Consider the following 19,876-nt stretch of genomic DNA (forward strand, 5'->3'; position numbering starts at 1 on the left):
GTTGTACGGGGGCAGTGGCGGTCGCGCCGCTGCCCCCGTCACTTGACGCAAGCACCCGCAGTAGGTTGCATACGTTCTGTGATCGCGTCGCGTCGGACTCCAGCCGCACTTCCCCGTGTTTCCCCTGCTCACCGCATGACCGCGCGGGTCCCTGGAGTCACGCCGTGGACCCGGTGATCGTGGTCGGCGCCGGCCCGGTCGGGCTGGCGCTCTCCCTCGCCCTCGCCGCGCAGGGCGTGCCCTCCGTCGTCCTGGACGAGGGCGCCGGGAAGGACGAGCCGCGCGCCGCGCGCACCGCCGTACTGCGCCCGGACACCGCGGCGTTCGTCGAGCGCATCGGCTGCGCCACCGTACGGGACGAGGGGGCGCGCTGGACCGGCTGGCGGTCGATGCGCCGCCGGCAGCAGATGCGGCACTTCACGTTCGGGCTCCAGGCCCCGTCCCCGCTGCACATCCCGCAGCACGCCCTGTCGCGCGGGCTGCGGGAGGCCATCGCCGCGCTCCCGGACCCCGAACTGGTGCGGGTGGTCACGCACAGCCGGGTGGACGGCATCGAGCAGGACGCACACGGAGTCACCGCGCACACCCGCGGGCCCGGGGCGCGCTCCTGGCGCGGCAGCCACCTGGTCGGCTGCGACGGGGCCCGCTCGACGGTGCGCAAGCTCCTGGGCGTCCGCTTCCCCGGGCGTACGGCCGTCGAACGGCACGCCGTCGCCACCCTGCACGTCGAACTTCCCTGGCCCGACGAGGCCCTGCTGCACCGTCAGCCGCCGTGGCGCGGCGTGGGCGAGGAGATCACGGCCCGGCCGCTGCCGGACGGGGGCTGGCGGCTGGACTGGCTGTTGCCGCCGCGCGGCGACCTGGTGACGCCGGACGCACTGGTGGCGCGGATCCGGGAGACGCTGGCCGGCTGGTGCGAGGCGACCCCGGCGTACGACCTGGTCGACACGGGCGTCTACACGCTGCACCACCGGCTCGCCAAGCGGTGGCGCGTGGAGCGGGCCTTCCTCGCCGGGGACGCGGCCCACCTGCTGGGCGCGCTCGGGACGCAGGGGCTGGACGAGGGACTGCGGGACGTCGAGAACCTGGCGTGGAAGCTCGCGCTGGCCTGGCACCACGGCGCCTCGGAGGTGCTGCTGGACAGCTACCAGGCCGAGCGGCGCACGGCGGTCGCGGCCCGGCTGCGCGCGGCCGACCAGTCGCTGCCGGTGCTGCGCGGCGCGGGTGGGCTGCGGACCTACCTACGGGGCGGCGGGCACGACGCGCTGCTGATGGACGGGCACGTGGGGCGCGGCCCGCTGGGCGCGCCGCCCGCGTACCCGCACTCCCCCCTCGCACCTCCGCACGCCGAGGCGCACACGAGCGTCGGTACGCCGCTGGGCGCGCCGGTGGAGGACGTGCGGGTCACGGCGCCGGAGGACGGCACGACGGTGCGGCTGCGGGACCGGCTGGACCGGGGCAGGCTCCTGGCGGTGCTGGTCGCGCCGGGTACGGGGGTGTGGGACCGGCGGCACTGGATGTCCGCGGGCGTGATGCCCCGGCTGGTGGAGGCGGTGACCGCGCTGCCGGTCGACGGCGAGGTGCTGGTCACCGAGGCGTACCCGGGAGCGGCCGCGCACACCGTCCTGCTGGTGCGGCCCGACGGGCATCTGGCCGCGGCCTTCAACGGGGTGCGACCGGAGGACCTGCTCGCGGCGGCCGACGCCGTTCGGGGCGGTGCCCCGTCGCACGAGCACAGCGACCGGACCGCCGACGTCATCTGACCCGCCCGCCCGAGGCGGGCCCCGAGCGGGCCCGGCCCGAGGCGATTGACGCGGGCGCGGGTCCGTGCTGTACTCCCGATCATGAACGGCACCGATGTGCGCCTGTGGCGGAGGGTCCATATGGACCTGGTCCGCTACGCGGGCTGCGTGTGTCGTCCGTCCTGCTGAGCTCTCGCCCCCTTTCCCCGGCGCGCGCCGGCGTCGTTCCCGGTGTCCGGGATCGGTGTCCGGGCCCCGCGCCCGTGCCGCGCGCGCCTCCTTCGCGACGTCGAGTCCAGGACCCCAGGACGGTTCTCCCCATGTCCCAGTCTGTCTCCGCCTCCGTACCCGAGGCCGGGGCGGCGGCCCCGACCGCTGCCCAGCTCCTCGCCTTCGTCCGCCGCACTGCGGCCGACACCGAACTGATCGCCTCCCTTCCGCTCGACCCGGAGGGCCGCACCTGGGTGCGGCTGGACGGCCCGGGCGGCAGTGAGGCCTGGCTCATCGGCTGGCCGCCCGGTACCGGCACCGGCTGGCACGACCACGCCGAGTCGCTCGGCGCCTTCGCCACCGCGCGCGGCACGCTCAGGGAGAACTCCCTCGCCGTGCGGCTCCCGTCGGGCGGCTGGCGGTCGCTCGAACTGCACGAGGACGTCGACCGCGAGCGTCTGCTGGCCGCGGGCGAGGGGCGGGCGTTCGGACGGCACCATGTGCACGAGGTGCTGAACGGCTCGGCGGTCGAGCACGCCGTGTCGGTGCACGCGTACTATCCGCCGCTGCCGCTGATCCGGCGCTTCAGCCGGACCGGCCCGGTGTTGCGGCTGGAGCAGGTCGAGCGTCCGGAGGACTGGCAGTGACCATCGACGAATTGCTGGAGCGGGTCCGGGCGGGTCTCGACCGGGTGACCGCCCGGGAGGCGTTCGCGGCGGCCGAGTCGGGGGACGCGCTGCTGGTGGACATCCGGTACGCGGCGCTGCGCGAGCGGGACGGGCTGATCCCGGGGGCGCTGGTCGTCGAGCGGAACGAACTGGAGTGGCGCCTCGACCCGCTGGGCAGCCACCGCGCCCCGGAGGCGGTGAGCCATGAGCTGCGGGTCGTGGTGGTGTGCGACGAGGGGTACGCGTCCTCGCTCGCGGCCGCGTCCCTGCACCAGCTCGGGCTGCACCGGGCGACCGACCTGGTCGGGGGCTTCCAGGCCTGGAAGGCCGAGGGACTGCCGGTCACCACCGTCTGATCCGGGCCTGTCTCCCCCGCCGGGAGCGGAACGCCGCCCCGGGCCGTCGTACGGTGCCGCGCCGGCCGTGTCGCGCCTGTCGTCCCGTTCGGGACGGCGGGCGCGGGCTCCGGGGGCTCGCGGGTGGGGCCGGCCCCGGCCCGCCCCCGGGGGGGGCCGTACGCCGGACCCCTCCGTGCCGGTGCGGGGGCGGCTTCCGGCGGCCCGCCGCGCCTCCGAAGCCTCAGAAGCCTTCGTGCAGGTCGTCGGTGTCCTCCCCCTCGTCCTCCAGCGCCTGCCGTACGACCCGCAAGGCCATGCCTTCCGGATAGCCCTTGCGGGCGAGCATGCCCGCGAGGCGCCGGAGGCGGCGGTCGCGGTCGAGGCCGCGCGTCGACCGGAGCTTGCGCGCCACCAGCTCGCGGGCCGTCTCCTCCTCCTGTTCGGAGTCCAGCCGCCCCACCGCTTCGTCGATCAGCTCGGCGTCCACCCCCTTGGTGCGCAGCTCCCTCGCGAGGGCGCGGCGGGCCAGGCCCCGGCCATGGTGCCGGGACTCCACCCACGCGCCCGCGAAGGCCGCGTCGTCGATCAGGCCGACGTCCTCGAAGCGGGACAGGACCTCGTCGGCCACCTCGTCCGGGACCTCACGCTTGCGCAACGCGTCCGCCAGCTGCTTGCGGGTGCGTGGGGTCCCGGTGAGCAGGCGCAGGCAGATCGCCCGCGCCCGCTCAGCCGGATCCTGGGGCGACAGCTCCTTCTCGGCCCTCGACGAGTCGGCGCTGTCGCCCGGCCATTCGGTGCGCCTGACCACGGGGTCAGGCCTTGGCGGCCGCGGTCTTGGTCGCCTTGGTGGCCTTGGCCGCCGGAGCCGGGACCGACTTGGCCGGTTCGTCACCGGCCGGGGTGGCCGCCGCGTCCGCAGCGGGCTCGGCCGCCGGGGCCTCGGGCCGGACGCCCACGCCCAGCTTCTCCTTGATCTTCCTCTCGATCTCGTTGGCGAGATCCGGGTTGTCCTTGAGGAAGTTGCGGGCGTTCTCCTTGCCCTGGCCCAGCTGGTCGCCCTCGTACGTGTACCAGGCGCCCGCCTTGCGCACGAAGCCGTGCTCGACGCCCATGTCGATCAGACCGCCCTCGCGGCTGATGCCCTGGCCGTAGAGGATGTCGAACTCGGCCTGCTTGAACGGCGGCGCGACCTTGTTCTTGACGACCTTGCAGCGGGTGCGGTTGCCGACCGCGTCCGTACCGTCCTTGAGCGTCTCGATACGGCGGATGTCGATGCGCACCGAGGCGTAGAACTTCAGCGCCCGGCCACCGGTCGTGGTCTCGGGGGAGCCGAACATCACGCCGATCTTCTCGCGGAGCTGGTTGATGAAGATCGCGGTGGTCTTGGACTGGTTGAGCGCGCTGGTGATCTTCCGGAGGGCCTGGCTCATCAGACGCGCCTGGAGACCCACGTGGGAGTCGCCCATCTCGCCCTCGATCTCCGCACGCGGGACGAGCGCGGCCACGGAGTCGATGACGATCAGGTCGAGCGCGCCGGAGCGGACCAGCATGTCCACGATCTCCAGGGCCTGCTCGCCGTTGTCGGGCTGGGACAGGATCAGGTTGTCGATGTCGACGCCGAGCTTCTGCGCGTACTCCGGGTCGAGGGCGTGCTCCGCGTCGATGAACGCGACCTGGCCGCCGGCCTTCTGCGCGTTGGCCACGGCGTGCAGGGTCAGGGTCGTCTTGCCGGAGGACTCCGGCCCGTAGATCTCCACCACACGACCACGCGGCAGGCCACCGACGCCGAGCGCGACGTCGAGCGCGGTCGAGCCGGTCGGGATGACCTCGATGGGCTCCCTGGACCGCTCGCCCATGCGCATCACTGCGCCCTTGCCGAATTGCCGTTCAATCTGTGCGAGCGCGGCGTCGAGCGCCTTCTCGCGGTCGGTTCCTGCCATGGGTTCCACCCGATTTGCTTGAGTCGATCGCTTCACGTCAAAGACGCTAACCCCTGCCACTGACAATGGGCCCCGACGTCCCTCCGACCTGTGGATAACTCGGCGGCCACCGCCTCGCCGCCCCCGTCGCCGCGGGCCGGAACCCCCATAAGAATGGATGTTCGATTTTGCTGTCAAGCGAGCCACACCGGTCCGCGGCTCGTGTTCCGGCGCCGCCGTGCGGCGCCCGTCCGGTACCCCGCCGGGCCGGTTCCACGCGGGCCCGGCGGCCCGGGTTCGCCGGGCCGGCTGCCGGTCGGCGGCCCGTTCGTACGCGGGCCCGGCGCGCCTCAGGAGCCGTCGGCGGGCGTGGCCGGGGAGGCGGCCTGCTCCTTCTCCCGCTTGGCGCGCAGCGCCCGCTGCACCCGGGCGAGGACGGCCTCGCCCTGCCGCCGGTGGCCGTGCATCCGCGGGTCCTCGGTCACGTCGTACCGCTTCACGTACGCGCCGAGGAACGCCTGGAGGGTGGCGACCGCCGGGATGGCGATGAGCGCGCCGACCGCGCCGAGCAGCGCGGTGCCCGCGATGACCGAGCCGAAGGCGACCGCCGGGTGGATGTCGACGGTCCTGGCGGTCAGCTTGGGCTGGAGCACATAGTTCTCGAACTGCTGGTACACCACGACGAAGGCCAGCACCCACAGGGCGTACCAGGGGTTCTCGGTGAAGGCGATCAGCATCGGCAGCGCACCGGCCAGGTAGGTGCCGATGGTGGGGAGGAACTGGGAGACCAGCCCCACCCACACGGCGAGCGCGGGCGCGTACGGCACCGCCAGGAACTCCAGCAGGACGTAGTGGGCGACGCCGGAGACCAGCGCCATGAGCCCGCGCGAGTACAGGTAGCCGCCGGTCTTGTCGACCGCGATCTCCCAGGCGCGCAGCACCTCGGCCTGCTTGGCGGGCGGCAGGACCGAGCACAGGGCGCGGCGCAGCCGCGGGCCGTCGGCCGCGAAGTAGAAGGAGAACAGGAAGATCGTCAGCAGTCTGAACAGCCCGCCGAGCACGGTCGCGGAGATGTCCAGGACTCCGCTCGCGCTGTTCTGCACGTACTTGCGCAGCCAGTCGGAGCGCAGCAGGCTGTCCTGGACCTCGACCCTGGACAGCTCGGTATGGAAGGTGTGGTTGCTCCAGTTGATGAGCGAGTCGAGGTACCGGGGGAAGTCCTCGACCATCTCGATGATCTGTCCGGCGAGCATGGAGCCGAGCAGCACGACGAACCCGATGCCCGCCGCCAGCACGGCGAAGAAGACCAGGAAGGTGGCGAGGCCCCGCCGCATCCCCCGGGCGGCCATCCGGCCCACGGCCGGCTCCATGGCCAGGGCCAGGAAGAACGCGATCAGGATGTTGACGAGCAGGCCGATGAGCTGGTGGAACGCCCAGCTGCCCAGCTGGAAGCAGGCGTACAGGGCGAGGGCCAGGACCATGGCCCTGGGCAGCCACCGGGGCATGCGCGCGGGGGGCGTCCCTCCGGTGGGGGCCGCCCCGGGCTCCGCGGTCCTGCTGGGCGGCACGGCGGCCGCGTTCGTGGCCGGTGACGCGGGTCCTCGCGTCACCGGCTCGGTGGTCGTCGTCTCGTTCTCGTCAGTCGGGGCCACGGGGCAAGTCTCGCGCACCGCCACGGCGACCGGCCTACCAGCCCGGCGTCACCGCTTGTCCGGCGGGACGTCCACGGCGGCGCAGACCGCGCGCCAGACGTCCTTCGCCTCCCAGCCCGCCTCCAGCGCCTGGTACACCGTCCGCCCGCCCAGCTCGGACATGACATGGTCCCGCGCGAAGGACTCGGCGTACCCCTCACCGAAGTGGTCCGCCATCCGCTCCCAGAAAATCGTCAACCGCATGCCTCGAGTATCCAGCTCCTGAGAGTGCAGCCCGGCCCGCGCCCCTTGCCGAAAGCCCTTTCCGCCCTACGGTCGGAACATGGCTGGAACTCCCCTCTCCCGTGCCGGGCACTTCATCTGGCTGACGGCCCGTGTGCTCGAACAGCGGCGGTTCGCTTACCACTTCCTGGGCGGTGCCGCCGACCCCGTGGAGACCGCCCTCAACGCCCACCTCAATGAGGACGGGGGGTACGGGCACGCACTGGAGCCGGACCTGCGCGGCCCCGTCAGCCAGCCGTTGCACACCGCGCACGCGCTGCGGGTGCTGGACTCCATCGGCCGCTGCGGAGGGCTGCGGGTGGAGCGCGTCTGCCGCTACCTGACCGGGGTGTCCACCCATGACGGGGCCCTGCCGGCCCTGCACCCCTCCGTCCGGGGCTACCCGGTGGCCCCGTTCCTCCCGGTCGTGGACGATCCCCCCAGCGACCTGCTCGCCACCGGCCCCGTGGTCGGGCTGCTGCACCGCAATCAGGTGTGGCACGCGTGGCTGTTCCGCGCCACGGACTTCTGCTGGGCCGCCGTCGACGCGCTGGAGAAGTCGCACCCGTACGAGATCCAGGCCGCCGTCGCGTTCCTGGACGGCGTTCCGGACCGCACCCGGGCCAAGGCCGCCGCCGACCGGCTCGGCCGCCTGGTGCGGGACCAGGGCCTCGCGGTCCTGGACCCGGAGCGGATCGACGCGTACCCGGTGGCGCCCGGGTACGCCCCGGGCGAGCACCACTTCCCGCACGACTACGCGCGCGTGCCCGATTCCCTCGCCCGGGGCTGGTTCACCGACGAGGAGCTGGCCCGTTCCCTGGACCACTTGGCGGCCTGCCAGGAGGACGACGGGGGCTGGCCCATCGGGTGGCGCCTGTGGGCGCCGGGCACGGCCCTGGAGTGGCGTCCGATCGTGACGATCGAGGCGCTGCGCACCCTGCGGGCGCACGGCCGCCCGATCGGCGGCTGAGCCCCGCCCGCCCGCGTCCCGGGGCGGCGGCCCCGCTTCCCGCGCCGGGCGTCCGCGCTCAGCCGCCGATGGCCCGGACGCCCGCCGTCACGACGACGGCCGCGGCGACCACGACCAGGAACGGGGCGCGCAGCACCAGCGCGACCGCCGCCGCGGCGAGACCGGCGCCCCGGGCGTCCAGGACGAGGGCGCTGCCGGAGCTGAACGTCTGCTGCGCGGTCAGCGCCGCGAGCAGGGCGACGGGCAGCAGCGCCGACAGCCGCTGGACGAGCGGCCGCTCCAGTGCCCCGGCGGGCACCAGGAGGCCGATGAGCTTGACGAGGTAGCAGCCGGCGGCGGTCAGGCCGATGGCGATCCAGATGGTCAACGGTCCGTCTCCTTCTCGTGCGCGCCGGCGGTCCGGCGTCCCTGGAGCCACAGCACGGCGGGCGCGGCGAGCGCGGCGATCAGTACCGGCACCCCGGCGGGCAGTACCGGCAGGAAGCCGAGCCCGAGGACGACGGCGAGGCCGGCGACCGCACGTTCGGTGGTCGTCCGCAGCATCGGTGCCAGGAGGGCGAGGAAGACGGCCGGCCCGGCGGCGTCCAGTCCCCAGGCGTCGGTGTCGCCGATGGCCTCGGCGCCCAGCGCCCCCAGGAGCGTGGTCAGGTTCCACAGCACGTACAGGGTGAGCCCGGTGACGGTGAAGCCGATCCGGGCGGCCCTGCGGTCCGGCTGGGCGAGCGACACGGCGGCCGTCTCGTCGATGACCCAGTGGGCCGCCAGCGGCCGTACGGGGCGGGGCAGGGCGAGAAGCTGCGACAGCCGCAGCCCGTAGAAGGCGTTGCGGGTGCCGAGGAAGAAGGCGCCCGCCGCCGCGGTGAACGGGTTGCCGCCCGCCGCGAGCGCGCCGACGAGGGCGAACTGGGAGGCGCCGGTGAAGACCAGCAGGCTGAGCGCGCAGGTCTGGAGCAGGCCGAGTCCCGCCCCGGCCGAGGTGACGCCGAAGGCGAAGCCGGAGAGCCCGACGGCCACCCCGACGCCCAGGGCGTCGCGGACGACCGCGCGGTCGGGCCGGGCGGCGGCCCCCGGGCCGGTGGGCGGAGCGGGCGGTGCGGATGCGGGTGCGGGTGCGGGTGCTGTCTGGTCTGCCACGCCGGCGACGTTACGGACCGGGCGGCTCGCCGGTCTTGTACGTTCTTGCGCGCTCGCGCTGGTAGGCGCCCGGGGGCACGCCGACGATCCGGGTGAAGTGCCGGTTCAGGTGGGGCTGGTCGGTGAAGCCGACCGCGACCGCGACGGCCGCCGGTGGGGTGCCGGCCTCCAGCAGGCGGCGGGCGGTACGCACGCGCGCGTTGGTCAGCCAGGTGTGCGGGGGCATCCCGTGGGCGGCCTTGAACGCGCGCAGCAGCGCGAAGGGGCTGGTGCCCAGCTCGCGTGCCAGCTCCTCCAGTGAGGGCGGCTCGGCCATGCGCTGCTGGAGGAGGTCCCTGGCGGCGACGGCCGCGCGGGCGCCGGTGGCCAGCGGTGCCCGCCGGGGCAGCGCCCGGCCGTGGCGGCGCAGCAGCCGGGCGACGGCGATCCGCAGGACGCTGTCGGCGGCCAGCGCGTTGCCCTCCTCCGCCGCCCGGTGCACGGCGCGGATGAGCCGGGCGGTGTCCTCGTCCTCGACGATGGTCTCGGCGAAGGCGGCGGTGCCCCGCAGCGTCGTCTCCTCCTCCGCTATCGAGGCGACGAGTGCCGACGAGGGGTAGAGGGTCGCGTAGGACCAGCCTTCGGGAACCCCGGCGTGCGCCGAGTGCGGCACCTCCGGATTGATCATGACGACGGTGCCGGGGCGGGCGCGGATGGTTCCCTCGGGCATGACCACGTCCTCGACGCCGCGCCGTACCGCGCCGAGGACGAAGCCCTCGTGGCTGTGCCGGGCGAAGGAGTGGCGCACGTACCGGGCGCGGAGCAGGTCGAGACCGGGCACGCCCGGGTACTGCCAGTGCCTGGCCCATTCGCCTTCCCGTTCGTTCGCCATTCCTCCATTCTGCGTCCGCCCGTGCACCGCTGACCTGCGGGTCCACGTCGCGGACGGTCGAGGCCGGGGGGTGCGCGCTGCGCCGTCGCGACGGATTGTCAGAGGCGGGGTGCACGATGGGGGGCATGACCGGCACCGCGCTCGACTCGTTCTCCCCCGCGACCCGCGGCTGGTTCACGGGGGCCTTCCACGCGCCCACCGCGGCCCAGGAGGGCGCCTGGCGGGCGATCGCCGAGGGTTCGGACGTCCTGGTGGTCGCCCCGACCGGGTCCGGCAAGACCCTGGCCGCGTTCCTGGCCTCGCTGGACCGGCTGGCGTCCACCCCGCCGCCCGCGGACGCGAAGAAGCGCTGCCGTGTGCTGTACGTGTCCCCGCTCAAGGCGCTCGCCGTGGACGTGGAGCGCAACCTGCGCAGCCCGCTGACCGGCATCCGGCAGGAGTCGGTCCGCCTGGGCCTGCCCGAGCCGGAGGTGCGGGTCGGCATCCGCTCGGGCGACACCCCGGCCGCCGAGCGGCGCTCGCTCGCCACCAGGCCGCCGGACATCCTGATCACCACGCCCGAGTCGCTGTTCCTGATGCTCACCTCCGCCACCCGGGACGCGCTGTCGGGGATCGAGACGGTGATCCTGGACGAGGTCCACGCGGTCGCCGGTACGAAGCGGGGCGCCCACCTCGCGCTGTCCCTGGAGCGGCTGGACGAGCTGCTGCCGCGCCCGGCCCGCCGGATCGGCCTGTCGGCGACGGTCCGCCCGGTGGACGAGGTCGCGCGCTACCTGTCCCCGCAGCGGAAGGTGGAGATCGTCCAGCCCGTTTCCGGCAAGGAGTTCGACCTGTCGGTGGTCGTCCCGGTCGAGGACCTCGGGGAGCTCGGGGGGTCGCCCGCGACGGACACGGACCAGGCGGAGCGGCCGTCGATCTGGCCGCATGTCGAGGAGCGGATCGCCGACCTGGTCCAGGCGCACCGCTCGACGATCGTGTTCGCCAACTCGCGGCGGCTGGCCGAGCGCCTGTGCAACCGGCTCAATGAGATCGCGTACGAGCGGGCCACCGGGGAGCCCCTCCCCGAGGACGGGTCCCCCGCCGAGCTGATGGCGCAGTCCGGTGCCGCCCAGGGCGCCCCGCCGCTGCTCGCCAGGGCGCACCACGGGTCGGTCTCCAAGGAGCAGCGGGCCCTGGTCGAGGAGGACCTGAAGGCGGGCCGGCTGCCCGCCGTGGTCGCCACCTCCAGCCTGGAGCTGGGCATCGACATGGGCGCGGTGGACCTGGTGGTCCAGGTCGAGTCGCCGCCCTCGGTGGCCTCCGGCCTCCAGCGGGTCGGCCGCGCCGGGCACCAGGTGGGCGCGGTGTCGACGGGTGTGGTGTTCCCCAAGTACCGGGGTGACCTCGTGCAGGCCGCCGTGGTCACCGAGCGGATGCGCTCCGGGTCCATCGAGTCGATGCGGATCCCGTCCAATCCGCTGGACGTCCTGGCCCAGCAGGTGGTCGCCATGGTGGCGCTGGACACCTGGCAGTTCGACGACCTGCTCGCGGTGGTCCGGCGGGCCGCCCCGTTCGCCTCGCTGCCCGAGTCGGCGTTCACCGCCGTCCTGGACATGCTGGCCGGCCGGTACCCGTCGGACGCGTTCGCCGAGTTGCGCCCGCGCGTGGTGTGGGACCGCGTCACGGGTGCGGTGACAGGCCGCCCGGGGGCGCAGCGGCTCGCCGTCACGTCCGGCGGCACGATCCCCGACCGGGGCCTGTTCGGGGTGTTCCTGGCGGGCTCCGACCCCAAGAAGGGCGGCGGCCGGGTCGGTGAGCTGGACGAGGAGATGGTGTACGAGTCGCGGGTCGGCGACGTGTTCACCCTCGGCACCTCCTCGTGGCGCATCGAGGACATCACCCGCGACCGGGTGCTGGTCTCGCCCGCGCCGGGGGTGCCGGGCCGACTGCCGTTCTGGAAGGGCGACCAGCTCGGCCGTCCGCTGGAGCTGGGCCGGGCGGTGGGCGCCTTCCTTCGCGAGGTGGGGTCCCTGACGGCGGACGACGCGCGGCTGCGGATGCTCGCGGCGGGCCTGGACGCCTGGGCCGCGGAGAACGTCCTGTCGTACCTGGACGAGCAGCGCCGGTCCTGCGGTCATGTGCCGGACGACCGGACCATCCTGGTGGAGCGGTTCCGCGACGAGCTGGGCGACTGGCGGGTGGTGGTGCACTCGCCGTTCGGCGCGCAGGTGCACGCCCCGTGGGCGCTGGCCCTGGGCGCCCGGCTCACCGAGCGGTACGGCATGGACGCCCAGGTGATGCACGCCGACGACGGCATCGTGCTGCGGCTGCCCGACGCGGACCTGATGGGGCTGGACCTGCTGGACCAGGCCCCGTCCGCCCCCGGCCTCGAGTACGACGGCGACCAGGCGCCGGTGGGCGCCGCCGACGTCCTGTTCGACAAGGGCGAGGTCGACCAGATCGTCACGGACCAGGTCGGCGGCTCGGCGCTGTTCGCGTCCCGGTTCCGCGAGTGCGCGGCGCGCGCCCTGCTGCTGCCGCGCCGCAACCCGGGCAAGCGCACACCGCTGTGGCAGCAGCGCCAGCGCGCCGCCCAGCTGCTCCAGGTGGCCAGTGAGTTCGGTTCGTTCCCCATCGTCCTGGAGGCCGTCCGCGAGTGCCTCCAGGACGTGTTCGACGTGCCGGGCCTCAAGGAGCTGATGGGCGACATCGAGTCCCGCCGCGTCCGGCTGGTCGAGGTCACCACCCCCGAGCCGTCCCCCTTCGCCCGTTCGCTCCTCTTCGGGTACGTGGCCCAGTTCCTGTACGAGGGCGACTCACCGCTCGCCGAGCGGCGGGCCGCCGCCCTGTCCCTGGACTCCCGGCTGCTGTCGGAGCTGCTGGGCCAGGCGGAGCTGCGCGAGCTGCTCGACGCGGACGTCCTGACCGAGCTGGAGGGCGAGCTCCAGTGGCGCACCGAGGACCGCCGGGTCAAGGACGTGGAGGGGGTCGCCGACGTGCTGCGGGTCCTGGGGCCCCTCACCGACGCCGAGCTGGTGGAGCGCGGCGCCGATCCGGAGTGGCCCCGGCACCTGGGCAGGACCCGGCGGGCCATCCAGGTGCGCGTGGCGGGCGCCGACCACTGGGCGGCCGTCGAGGACGCGGGGCGGCTGCGCGACGCCCTGGGCACCGCCCTTCCGGTCGGTGTTCCCGAGGCGTTCACCGAGCCGGTCAAGGACCCCCTCGGTGACCTCCTCGCGCGGTACGCGCGCACCCACGGCCCCTTCACGTCCGCCCAGGCCGCCGCCCGGTTCGGTCTCGGCACCGCCGTGACCGACGGCGCCCTGCACCGTCTGGCCGCCGCCGGGCGCGTCGTCCAGGGCGAGTTCCACCCGTCGGGCGTCGGACAGGAGTGGTGCGACGCGGCGGTACTGCGCCGGCTGCGCCGCCGCTCGCTCGCCGCCCTGCGCCACGAGCTGGAGCCGGTCCCGCCGACGGCGCTCGCCACCTTCCTGCCCCAGTGGCAGCACCTCGGCGGCAACAGCCTGCGCGGCATCGACGGACTGGCCCGCGCCGTCGAACAGCTCCAGGGCGCGCCCGTCCCCGCGTCCGCGCTGGAGAAGCTGGTCCTGCCTTCCCGCGTCGCCGGCTACAGCCCCGCCATGCTCGACGAGCTGACCACCACCGGCGAGGTCCTCTGGGCCGGAGCGGGCGCCCTGCCGGGCAAGGACGGCTGGGTCTCGCTCTACCTCGCCGACGCCGCGCCCCTGCTGCTCCCGCAGCCGCACCCACTGGAGCTCACCGCGCTCCACGAAGCCGTCCTGACCACCCTCTCCGGCGGCTACGGCCTGTTCTTCCGCCAGATCGCCGACCACATCCGCGCCACCACCCATCCCGAGGCGACCGACCCCCAGCTCGCCGACGCCCTGTGGGACCTGGCCTGGTCCGGCCGGCTCACCAACGACACCCTGGCGCCCCTCCGCTCCCTGCTCGGCTCCGGCCGCACGGCCGGCTCCACCGCCCACCGGGCCAGGCGCACGGTCCCCCGCGGCCGGTACGGCACGCTGACGGCGGCCGCCCGCACGGCCTCGCGCACCGGTCCGCCGACCGTCAGCGGGCGGTGGTCCCTTCTTCCTCCGCCGGAGCCGGAGCCGACCCACCGGGCCCACGCCCTGGCCCGCACCCTGCTGGACCGGCACGGCGTGGTCACGCGCGGCGCGGTGGCGGCCGAGGGGGTCGAGGGCGGCTTCTCCGCGACGTACCGGGTGCTGTCGGCCTTCGAGGACAGCGGCCAGGCCCGCCGCGGTTACGTCGTCGAGGGCCTGGGAGCCGCCCAGTTCGCCATGGACGGCGCCGTCGACCGCCTCCGCGCGGCGGCCGGCGCCCGGGACCGCGCCGACACCTCGGCCGCCCCGCGCGCCGTCGTCCTCGCCGCCGCCGACCCCGCCAACGCGTACGGTGCCGCCCTGTCCTGGCCCGAGCCCCCCACCGGCGCCGGACACAAGCCCGGCCGCAAGGCGGGTGCCCTCGTCGTCCTCGTCGACGGGGAGCTCGCCCTCTACATGGAGCGCGGCGGCAAGACCCTGCTGTCCTGGCCCGTCGAAGTGGACGACCCGGCCCTCCATGCGGCCGCCGAGGCCCTGGCGGCGGCCGCCCGCGCGGGCTCCCTCGGCACGGTCACCGTGGAGCGGATCAACGGCGGGGCGGCGCTCACCTCGCCGCTGTCCCGCGCCCTGGAGGGGGCCGGCTTCCACGCGACCCCCCGAGGCCTCCGCCTCCGCGCCTGACCCGCCCGCCGGCCGCCATCGGCCCCGTCCGCCCACCGCGTCCCGCATCATGGAGCCATGCCCGAAGGAGACACCGTCTGGCTGACCGCCCACCGCCTGCACTCCGCCCTCGCGGGCAAGCTCGTGACCCGCACCGACCTCCGGATCCCCCGCCTGGCCACCGTCGATCTCACCGGCCGCACGCTGCTCGACGTCACCCCGCGCGGCAAGCACCTCCTGACCCGGTTCGAGGGCGGGCTCACCCTCCACTCCCACCTCCAGATGGACGGCGCCTGGCGCGTCTACACGCCCGAGGAGCGCTGGAACGGCGGTCCCGGCCACCAGATCAGGGCCATCCTCGGGACCAGCACCCACACCGCCGTGGGCTACCGCCTGCCCGTCCTGGAGCTGATCCGCACCAGCGACGAGGCGTCCGTCGTGGGCCACCTGGGCCCCGACCTGCTGGGCCCTGACTGGGACTCCGGGGAGGCCGTCCGGAGGCTGCTCGCCGACCCGTCCCGCCCCCTGGGCGAAGCGCTCCTGGACCAGCGGAATCTGGCGGGCATCGGCAACGTCTACAAGTGCGAGCTCGCCTTCATGGCCCGGGTCACTCCCTGGCTCCCGGTCGGCGACCTCCCGCCCGGCGTCCCCGAGCGCCTGGTCGCCACCGCCCACCGCCTCCTGGAGGCGAACAAGGAGCGCTTCGACCGCCGGACGATCCTCACCACGAACCGCCCCGACCGGAAGCTGTACGTCTACAGCCGCGGGAACCACCCCTGCTACCGCTGCGGCACCCGGATCCGCCGCAAGGAGGAGACGCTCCGGGAGCGCCTGTCCTACTGGTGCCCGGGCTGCCAGTCGGGCCCGGGCCCCGACGACCCCACCCGTTGACGACCCGTCGGATCGCGTCGTACGCGCGCGGGTCCCCGCTCGGCCGGGTGGGTGAACCGGGGGACGTCGCCCACGCGGGTCCTCCATCCGGTATCCGGCACCGGTCCTTCACCACGGGCCGGTCCGTCCGCCCGAACGGCGGTGCAGCCACGCCCTGGTGAGGCCCGGCGCGCGGGACGGCGTACGGGTCACGGAGACCGTGCCACGGGCCGAGGCCACGTGCACGGGAAGCAGGCTCAGACCCCAGCCGCCCGCGGCCACGGTCCCCTCGACCAGGCCCGCCTGACCGGGCGCCAGCAGCAGCCGCAGCACCGCCCACCACCACAGTCCGCCCAGCACCAGCGCGAGCGCCAGCAGCGGAACCCGTCGCCGAACCATGGCCGCCTCCTCCGGTCGACGCTAGACCGGCCCGATCACATGGCGGGAGGGCGTACCGGTGCGCGCCTCCGGCGCACGCCGGGCGCTTCGATACACCCTCCCGTCCCGTTCGTTCCGGCACCCGGCGCCCGGCGCCCGAGCCCGAGGCCCGGGGCGGGCACCCGACACCCGCGGAACTACGGGTTGTCCGCCTGACGGCTCTCGGCCTGGAACATCCACGCGTGCTTTTCGAGGTCCGCCGTCAGCGCGATCAGCAGGTCCTGCGTCACCGGATCGGGCTTGTCGGTCGCCTCGATCCGCTCCCGCATCCGTCCGACCACCGTGACCAGGGCCTCGACCATGATGCGGACCGCTTCGTCGTCCTTGATCCAGCCCGTCGGCACGTTCTTGATGGCCGTGCTGGACGCGAGGGTCGTGGCTCGCCCGTCCGGGGTGACACCCAGCGCCGAGGCGCGCTCCGCCACGATGTCGGAGTGCTGGCGCGCGGTGGTCACGACCTCGTCCAGCTGGAGGTGGATCGAGCGGAAGCGCGGCCCGACCACGTTCCAGTGCACCTGCTTGGCCACCAGGGACAGGTCGACCGCGTCGACCAGCGCGCCCTGCAGGGCTTCACCGACCACCTTCAGATCGGCGTCGGACAGGGGGCTCTTCACGACAGACATTCCGAATCCTCCGTTCCCGGCGTGCGGTGGGAAACACACGCCCGACCACCATGACACATACGACCTAAAACGGGCATTCGGGGTAAGCGAAAGCCCCGGTCGGCCATTCGTGTACCCGACCGGGGCTCAGCCCCAAACGTGCGCTTTCACCAGTGTGTGCGCGCGAACGACGTGCCACTCACGCGGCAGGAACACCGCGCGGCGGGAACACAGGAACGAGAGTCCTCGCAAGGACCCTCGCTCCGGTGTGCGTGGAATATCTAGGCGGCGACGACGTCCACCGCCTCCGCGGGCGCCTTGATGGTCACCCGCTCCGTCGGCACACCCGCCACCGACGTCACGGACACAGAATTGAGCATCGGGCGTACTGGGGCGGGCACCGGCTCACTCGCCGCTGCCGATTCGGCCAGCTCAGCCAGTGAGAGCTCGTCGCTCACCTCTCGCATGAGCTCGGACATCCGTACGTCAAGCGCGTCGCAGATCGCGGAGAGCAGCTCGGAGGAAGCCTCCTTCTGCCCCCGCTCCACCTCGGAGAGATAGCCGAGCGAAACTCGGGCGGACGAGGAGACTTCGCGCAGAGTACGGCCCTGGCGCTGGCGCTGCCGACGCAGCACGTCACCCAGCAGGCGACGGAGCAGAATCATCGGTGGCTCCCTCCTCGGACCGTGTAGCCGCATCCTTCACGCCCCACCGTACCGCCTCGCGCTGCGGCCGTGCGGGGAGCGATGACGTGTTCACTCAGGGCTGCAAACATCAGTTCCCCCCGTTCTGTTCCGTATCCTGTGCCCGCGCATTTCCCGAGAGTTCGTCCACGAGCAGTTCCAGCACGCTCCGTACACTCTCTCTACGAATTTCCGCACGGTCGCCGTTCAATCGCAGGGCGGTGACTTTCCCCGCGCCGCGGGGCCCGTCGGCCGGCCCGCAGACCGCCACGTACACCGTGCCCACGGGCTGTCCGTCCTGGGGCTCGGGGCCCGCGACACCGGTCGTCGCGATCCCCCATCCGGCTCCCAGCCGGCCCCGCACACCCGCCGCCATCTGCAGGGCGACATCCGGGTCGACGGCTCCGCGCCGCGCCAGCAGCGCCGCGTCGACCCCCAGCAGTTCGTGCTTCAGGGCGGTCGCGTACGCCGTGACGGACCCCCGGAAGGACCGGGAGGCCCCGGGCACGGAGGTCAGTTCCGCCGCCACCAGACCGCCCGTGAGGGACTCCGCCACAGCGACCGTCTGGTCACTCTCCGCGAGGAGGGCCAGAGCACGCGCCGCCGCGTTCACCGTCCCGACTCCGTCCCCGAACGCAGCCGCGCCCTTTCCGCGCGTTCCGCGGCGAGTCCCTGACGTCGCATGACCACCGCCTGCCGCACGTAGTCGAGCCCGGTGACGACCGTCAGCACGACGGCCACCGCCATCACCCAGAAGCGCAGTGTCGCGAGTGGACCGGTCAGCGCCAGGACGTACATCCCGACCGCCGTGCCCTGCGCCAGCGTCTTCATCTTGCCGCCGCGGCTGGCCGGAATGACCCCGTGACGGATCACCCAGAAGCGCATCAGCGTGATGCCCAGCTCGCGGAAGAGGATCACTCCGGTCACCCACCAGGGCAGGTCCCCCAGTGACGACAGGCAGATCAGTCCGGCCGCCATGATCGCCTTGTCCGCGATCGGGTCGGCGATCTTCCCGAAGTCCGTGACGAGGTTGTACGCGCGGGCCAGGTGTCCGTCGAAGATGTCCGTGATCATGGCGACGGCGAAGGCCGCCCAGGCCCAGGCACGCCAGGCCGGGTCGTACCCGCCGTCCTGGAGCATGAGCACCACGAAGGCCGGTACGAGCACCAGCCGCACCATGGTGAGGATGTTGGCGATGTTCCACAGGCTGGCCTGATTGACGGCCGCAGCGCCCAGCTTGCCGCCGGGCGCCGGCCTACCCGTACCGCCCGCAGCGGATGCCGGGGCTCCGGTCATCTGCCCGCCTCCTCAAGACACTCCGCCACCAGGTCGACGCCCTCCGTGCCGACGACCTTGGCCGTGACCATGCGGCCGGGCACCAGACCCTCGACGGTCGTGAAGACCACCTGGCCGTCGGTCTCGGGCGCCTGGTGCGCGGCGCGCCCCACGGCACCGTCCCCGTCCGGCGTCTCGTCCACGGACTCGACCAGCACCTCCAGGGTCTCGCCGAGCCGCTCCTCCGCGCGCTGCGCGGTCAGCTCCTCGGCGAGCCGCGACAGGTGGGCGAGCCGCTCGTCGACGATCTCCTGGTCGAGCTTGCCCTCGTACGTGGCGGCCTCGGTGCCGTCCTCGTCCGAGTACCCGAACACGCCGATGGCGTCGAGCCGGGCATGCGTGACGAAGCGTTCCAGCTCCGCGAAGTCCTGCTCGCTCTCGCCGGGGAAGCCGACGATGAAGTTGGACCGCACGCCGGCCTGCGGGGCCTTGCCGCGGATGGTGTCCAGCAGCTCCAGGAACCGGTCGGTGTCCCCGAAGCGCCGCATCGAGCGCAGCACCGCGGGGGCCGAGTGCTGGAAGGACAGGTCGAAGTACGGGGCGACCTTCTCGGTCGACGTCAGGACGTCGATGAGCCCGGGCCGCATCTCGGCGGGCTGGAGGTAGCTGACGCGGACGCGCTCGATCCCGTCGACCGCCGCCAGCTCCGGCAGCAGGGTCTCCAGCAGGCGGATGTCGCCGAGGTCCTTGCCGTACGAGGTGTTGTTCTCGGAGACCAGCATGATCTCCTTCACGCCCTGCTCGGCCAGCCAGCGCGTCTCACCCAGGACGTCGCTGGGACGCCGGGAGACGAACGATCCGCGGAAGGACGGGATGGCGCAGAACGAGCAGCGGCGGTCGCAGCCGGAGGCGAGCTTCACCGACGCCACCGGGCTGGTGTCCAGCCGGCGGCGCAGCGGAGCGCGCGGCCCGGACGCCGGGGCGACGCCCTCGGGCAGGTCCTCGGGGGCGGGGGCGGGCTCCTGGGAGTGGCCGGGCAGGGCGACCTCGGCGGCCGCGTCCTGCCGCTGGACCGGGCTGAGCGGCAGCAGCTTGCGCCGGTCGCGCGGGGTGTGGGCCTCCACACTGCCACCGCTGAGGATGGTCTGGAGGCGGCCGGAGATGTCGGCGTAGTCGTCGAAGCCCAGGACGCCGTCGGCCTCGGGCAGCGCCTCGGCGAGCTCCTTGCCGTACCGCTCGGCCATGCAGCCGACGGCGACGACGGCCTGGGTGCGGCCGTGGTCCTTCAGGTCATTGGCTTCGAGCAGGGCGTCGACGGAGTCCTTCTTGGCGGCCTCGACGAAGCCGCAGGTGTTGACGACCGCGACATCCGCGTCGGCGGCTTCCTCGACGAGCTCCCAGCCGTCCGCTGCCAAGCGGCCTGCGAGCTCCTCCGAGTCCACCTCGTTACGGGCGCAGCCAAGAGTGACAAGGGCGACGGTACGGCGTTCGGGCATGGACTCAAGACTACTTCGTCCCA

The 19,876-nt window shown here is 73.8% G+C and carries 20 protein-coding genes; 7 read left to right on the plus strand and 13 right to left on the minus strand.

The features are described 5' to 3' along the window. Positions 1-164: 164 nt before the first annotated feature. The 4 genes from ACF068_RS27490 (at position 165) to ACF068_RS27505 (ending at position 2,976) form a co-directional block, all read left to right on the plus strand. Positions 165-1,763, plus strand: coding sequence for an FAD-dependent monooxygenase (locus tag ACF068_RS27490; RefSeq protein WP_392276977.1), 1,599 nt, complete (start codon positions 165-167; stop codon positions 1,761-1,763). Between the two features lie 81 nt (positions 1,764-1,844). Further along, entirely contained in the window at positions 1,845-1,931 is an 87-nt protein-coding gene (locus tag ACF068_RS27495) for a putative leader peptide (protein ID WP_344429281.1), read from the plus strand. A 131-nt stretch (positions 1,932-2,062) separates the two neighbouring features. Then, positions 2,063-2,599 carry a cysteine dioxygenase gene (locus ACF068_RS27500; RefSeq protein ID WP_392276978.1) on the plus strand — a complete coding sequence of 179 codons (537 nt, stop codon included), beginning with the start codon at positions 2,063-2,065 and terminating at the stop codon, positions 2,597-2,599. Further along, positions 2,596-2,976, plus strand: coding sequence for a rhodanese-like domain-containing protein (locus ACF068_RS27505; RefSeq protein WP_392276979.1), 381 nt, complete (start codon positions 2,596-2,598; stop codon positions 2,974-2,976). The genes ACF068_RS27500 and ACF068_RS27505 overlap by 4 nt, the downstream gene beginning before the upstream one ends. 223 nt (positions 2,977-3,199) lie before the next feature. Here ACF068_RS27505 and recX read toward each other — a convergent pair whose 3' ends face one another. The 4 genes from recX to ACF068_RS27525 all read right to left on the minus strand — a co-directional run bounded on the left by recX (position 3,200) and on the right by ACF068_RS27525 (position 6,772). Further along, positions 3,200-3,766, minus strand: coding sequence for a recombination regulator RecX (recX, locus tag ACF068_RS27510; RefSeq protein WP_392276980.1), 567 nt, complete (start codon positions 3,764-3,766; stop codon positions 3,200-3,202). Between the two features lie 4 nt (positions 3,767-3,770). After that, positions 3,771-4,898, minus strand: coding sequence for a recombinase RecA (gene recA / locus ACF068_RS27515; RefSeq protein WP_392276981.1), 1,128 nt, complete (start codon positions 4,896-4,898; stop codon positions 3,771-3,773). Between the two features lie 329 nt (positions 4,899-5,227). Further along, positions 5,228-6,382: an AI-2E family transporter gene (locus ACF068_RS27520; RefSeq protein WP_392277007.1), complete on the minus strand. Its 1,155-nt coding sequence runs from the start codon at positions 6,380-6,382 to the stop codon at positions 5,228-5,230. A gap of 195 nt (positions 6,383-6,577) precedes the next feature. After that, positions 6,578-6,772, minus strand: coding sequence for a DUF3046 domain-containing protein (locus ACF068_RS27525; protein WP_392276982.1), 195 nt, complete (start codon positions 6,770-6,772; stop codon positions 6,578-6,580). A gap of 79 nt (positions 6,773-6,851) precedes the next feature. Here ACF068_RS27525 and ACF068_RS27530 point away from each other — a divergent pair, with 79 nt between their 5' ends. Continuing rightward, a complete protein-coding gene (locus ACF068_RS27530; protein ID WP_392276983.1) occupies positions 6,852-7,760 on the plus strand; it encodes a hypothetical protein in 909 nt (302 codons plus the stop codon). 58 nt (positions 7,761-7,818) lie between these two features. Here the strand turns inward: ACF068_RS27530 and ACF068_RS27535 are convergent, their stop codons facing one another. From ACF068_RS27535 to ACF068_RS27545, 3 genes are read right to left on the minus strand one after another with little or no spacing between them, the layout of a single operon-like run. Beyond that, on the minus strand, positions 7,819-8,127 hold the full coding sequence (locus ACF068_RS27535; protein WP_392276984.1) for an AzlD domain-containing protein: 309 nt from the start codon (positions 8,125-8,127) through the stop codon (positions 7,819-7,821). Beyond that, positions 8,124-8,894: an AzlC family ABC transporter permease gene (locus ACF068_RS27540; RefSeq protein ID WP_392276985.1), complete on the minus strand. Its 771-nt coding sequence runs from the start codon at positions 8,892-8,894 to the stop codon at positions 8,124-8,126. Before ACF068_RS27540 ends, ACF068_RS27535 begins: the two co-directional genes overlap by 4 nt. 10 nt (positions 8,895-8,904) lie before the next feature. Beyond that, positions 8,905-9,765 (minus strand): AraC family ligand binding domain-containing protein, encoded by an 861-nt coding sequence (locus ACF068_RS27545; RefSeq protein ID WP_392276986.1) that lies wholly within the window; start codon positions 9,763-9,765, stop codon positions 8,905-8,907. A gap of 125 nt (positions 9,766-9,890) precedes the next feature. Here ACF068_RS27545 and ACF068_RS27550 point away from each other — a divergent pair, with 125 nt between their 5' ends. Together ACF068_RS27550 and ACF068_RS27555 are read left to right on the plus strand one after the other, a co-directional pair. Further along, the gene (locus tag ACF068_RS27550) at positions 9,891-14,510 is read left to right on the plus strand and encodes an ATP-dependent helicase (protein ID WP_392276987.1); all 4,620 of its coding nucleotides are present in this window, start codon (positions 9,891-9,893) and stop codon (positions 14,508-14,510) included. 57 nt (positions 14,511-14,567) lie between these two features. Then, positions 14,568-15,380, plus strand: a complete 813-nt coding sequence (locus ACF068_RS27555) for an Fpg/Nei family DNA glycosylase (protein ID WP_392276988.1) — start codon at positions 14,568-14,570, stop codon at positions 15,378-15,380. A 108-nt stretch (positions 15,381-15,488) separates the two neighbouring features. Here the strand turns inward: ACF068_RS27555 and ACF068_RS27560 are convergent, their stop codons facing one another. From ACF068_RS27560 to rimO, 6 genes are all read right to left on the minus strand, one after another. Next, on the minus strand, positions 15,489-15,758 hold the full coding sequence (locus tag ACF068_RS27560; protein ID WP_392276989.1) for a hypothetical protein: 270 nt from the start codon (positions 15,756-15,758) through the stop codon (positions 15,489-15,491). Between the two features lie 176 nt (positions 15,759-15,934). Beyond that, complete coding sequence (locus ACF068_RS27565; RefSeq protein WP_392276990.1) at positions 15,935-16,420, minus strand: Dps family protein; 486 nt, start codon at positions 16,418-16,420, stop codon at positions 15,935-15,937. Positions 16,421-16,680: 260 nt separating this feature from the next. Further along, complete coding sequence (locus ACF068_RS27570; protein WP_019889909.1) at positions 16,681-17,064, minus strand: helix-turn-helix domain-containing protein; 384 nt, start codon at positions 17,062-17,064, stop codon at positions 16,681-16,683. A gap of 109 nt (positions 17,065-17,173) precedes the next feature. Continuing rightward, positions 17,174-17,695 (minus strand): CinA family protein, encoded by a 522-nt coding sequence (locus ACF068_RS27575; protein WP_392276991.1) that lies wholly within the window; start codon positions 17,693-17,695, stop codon positions 17,174-17,176. After that, entirely contained in the window at positions 17,692-18,378 is a 687-nt protein-coding gene (gene pgsA / locus ACF068_RS27580) for a CDP-diacylglycerol--glycerol-3-phosphate 3-phosphatidyltransferase (protein ID WP_392276992.1), read from the minus strand. The genes ACF068_RS27575 and pgsA overlap by 4 nt, the downstream gene beginning before the upstream one ends. After that, the gene (gene rimO / locus ACF068_RS27585) at positions 18,375-19,853 is read right to left on the minus strand and encodes a 30S ribosomal protein S12 methylthiotransferase RimO (RefSeq protein ID WP_392276993.1); all 1,479 of its coding nucleotides are present in this window, start codon (positions 19,851-19,853) and stop codon (positions 18,375-18,377) included. The genes pgsA and rimO overlap by 4 nt, the downstream gene beginning before the upstream one ends. Positions 19,854-19,876: the final 23 nt, after the last annotated feature.

Origin of the sequence: Streptomyces sp. NPDC016309 (genome assembly GCF_043077235.1) — a bacterium.
Lineage (GTDB): Bacteria > Actinomycetota > Actinomycetes > Streptomycetales > Streptomycetaceae > Streptomyces.

Bases quoted from the DNA above. Each gene is read 5' to 3' on its own strand.
- ACF068_RS27500 (WP_392276978.1), top strand. From the start codon at position 2,063: ATGTCCCAGTCTGTCTCCGCCTCCGTACCCGAGGCCGGGGCGGCGGCC.
- ACF068_RS27555 (WP_392276988.1), top strand. From the start codon at position 14,568: ATGCCCGAAGGAGACACCGTCTGGCTGACCGCCCACCGCCTGCACTCC.
- ACF068_RS27495 (WP_344429281.1), top strand. From the start codon at position 1,845: ATGAACGGCACCGATGTGCGCCTGTGGCGGAGGGTCCATATGGACCTG.
- ACF068_RS27550 (WP_392276987.1), top strand. From the start codon at position 9,891: ATGACCGGCACCGCGCTCGACTCGTTCTCCCCCGCGACCCGCGGCTGG.
- ACF068_RS27525 (WP_392276982.1), bottom strand. From the start codon at position 6,772: ATGCGGTTGACGATTTTCTGGGAGCGGATGGCGGACCACTTCGGTGAG.
- ACF068_RS27530 (WP_392276983.1), top strand. From the start codon at position 6,852: ATGGCTGGAACTCCCCTCTCCCGTGCCGGGCACTTCATCTGGCTGACG.
- ACF068_RS27570 (WP_019889909.1), bottom strand. From the start codon at position 17,064: ATGATTCTGCTCCGTCGCCTGCTGGGTGACGTGCTGCGTCGGCAGCGC.
- ACF068_RS27520 (WP_392277007.1), bottom strand. From the start codon at position 6,382: ATGCCCCGGTGGCTGCCCAGGGCCATGGTCCTGGCCCTCGCCCTGTAC.
- rimO (WP_392276993.1), bottom strand. From the start codon at position 19,853: ATGCCCGAACGCCGTACCGTCGCCCTTGTCACTCTTGGCTGCGCCCGT.
- ACF068_RS27560 (WP_392276989.1), bottom strand. From the start codon at position 15,758: ATGGTTCGGCGACGGGTTCCGCTGCTGGCGCTCGCGCTGGTGCTGGGC.
- ACF068_RS27565 (WP_392276990.1), bottom strand. From the start codon at position 16,420: ATGTCTGTCGTGAAGAGCCCCCTGTCCGACGCCGATCTGAAGGTGGTC.
- pgsA (WP_392276992.1), bottom strand. From the start codon at position 18,378: ATGACCGGAGCCCCGGCATCCGCTGCGGGCGGTACGGGTAGGCCGGCG.
- recA (WP_392276981.1), bottom strand. From the start codon at position 4,898: ATGGCAGGAACCGACCGCGAGAAGGCGCTCGACGCCGCGCTCGCACAG.
- ACF068_RS27545 (WP_392276986.1), bottom strand. From the start codon at position 9,765: ATGGCGAACGAACGGGAAGGCGAATGGGCCAGGCACTGGCAGTACCCG.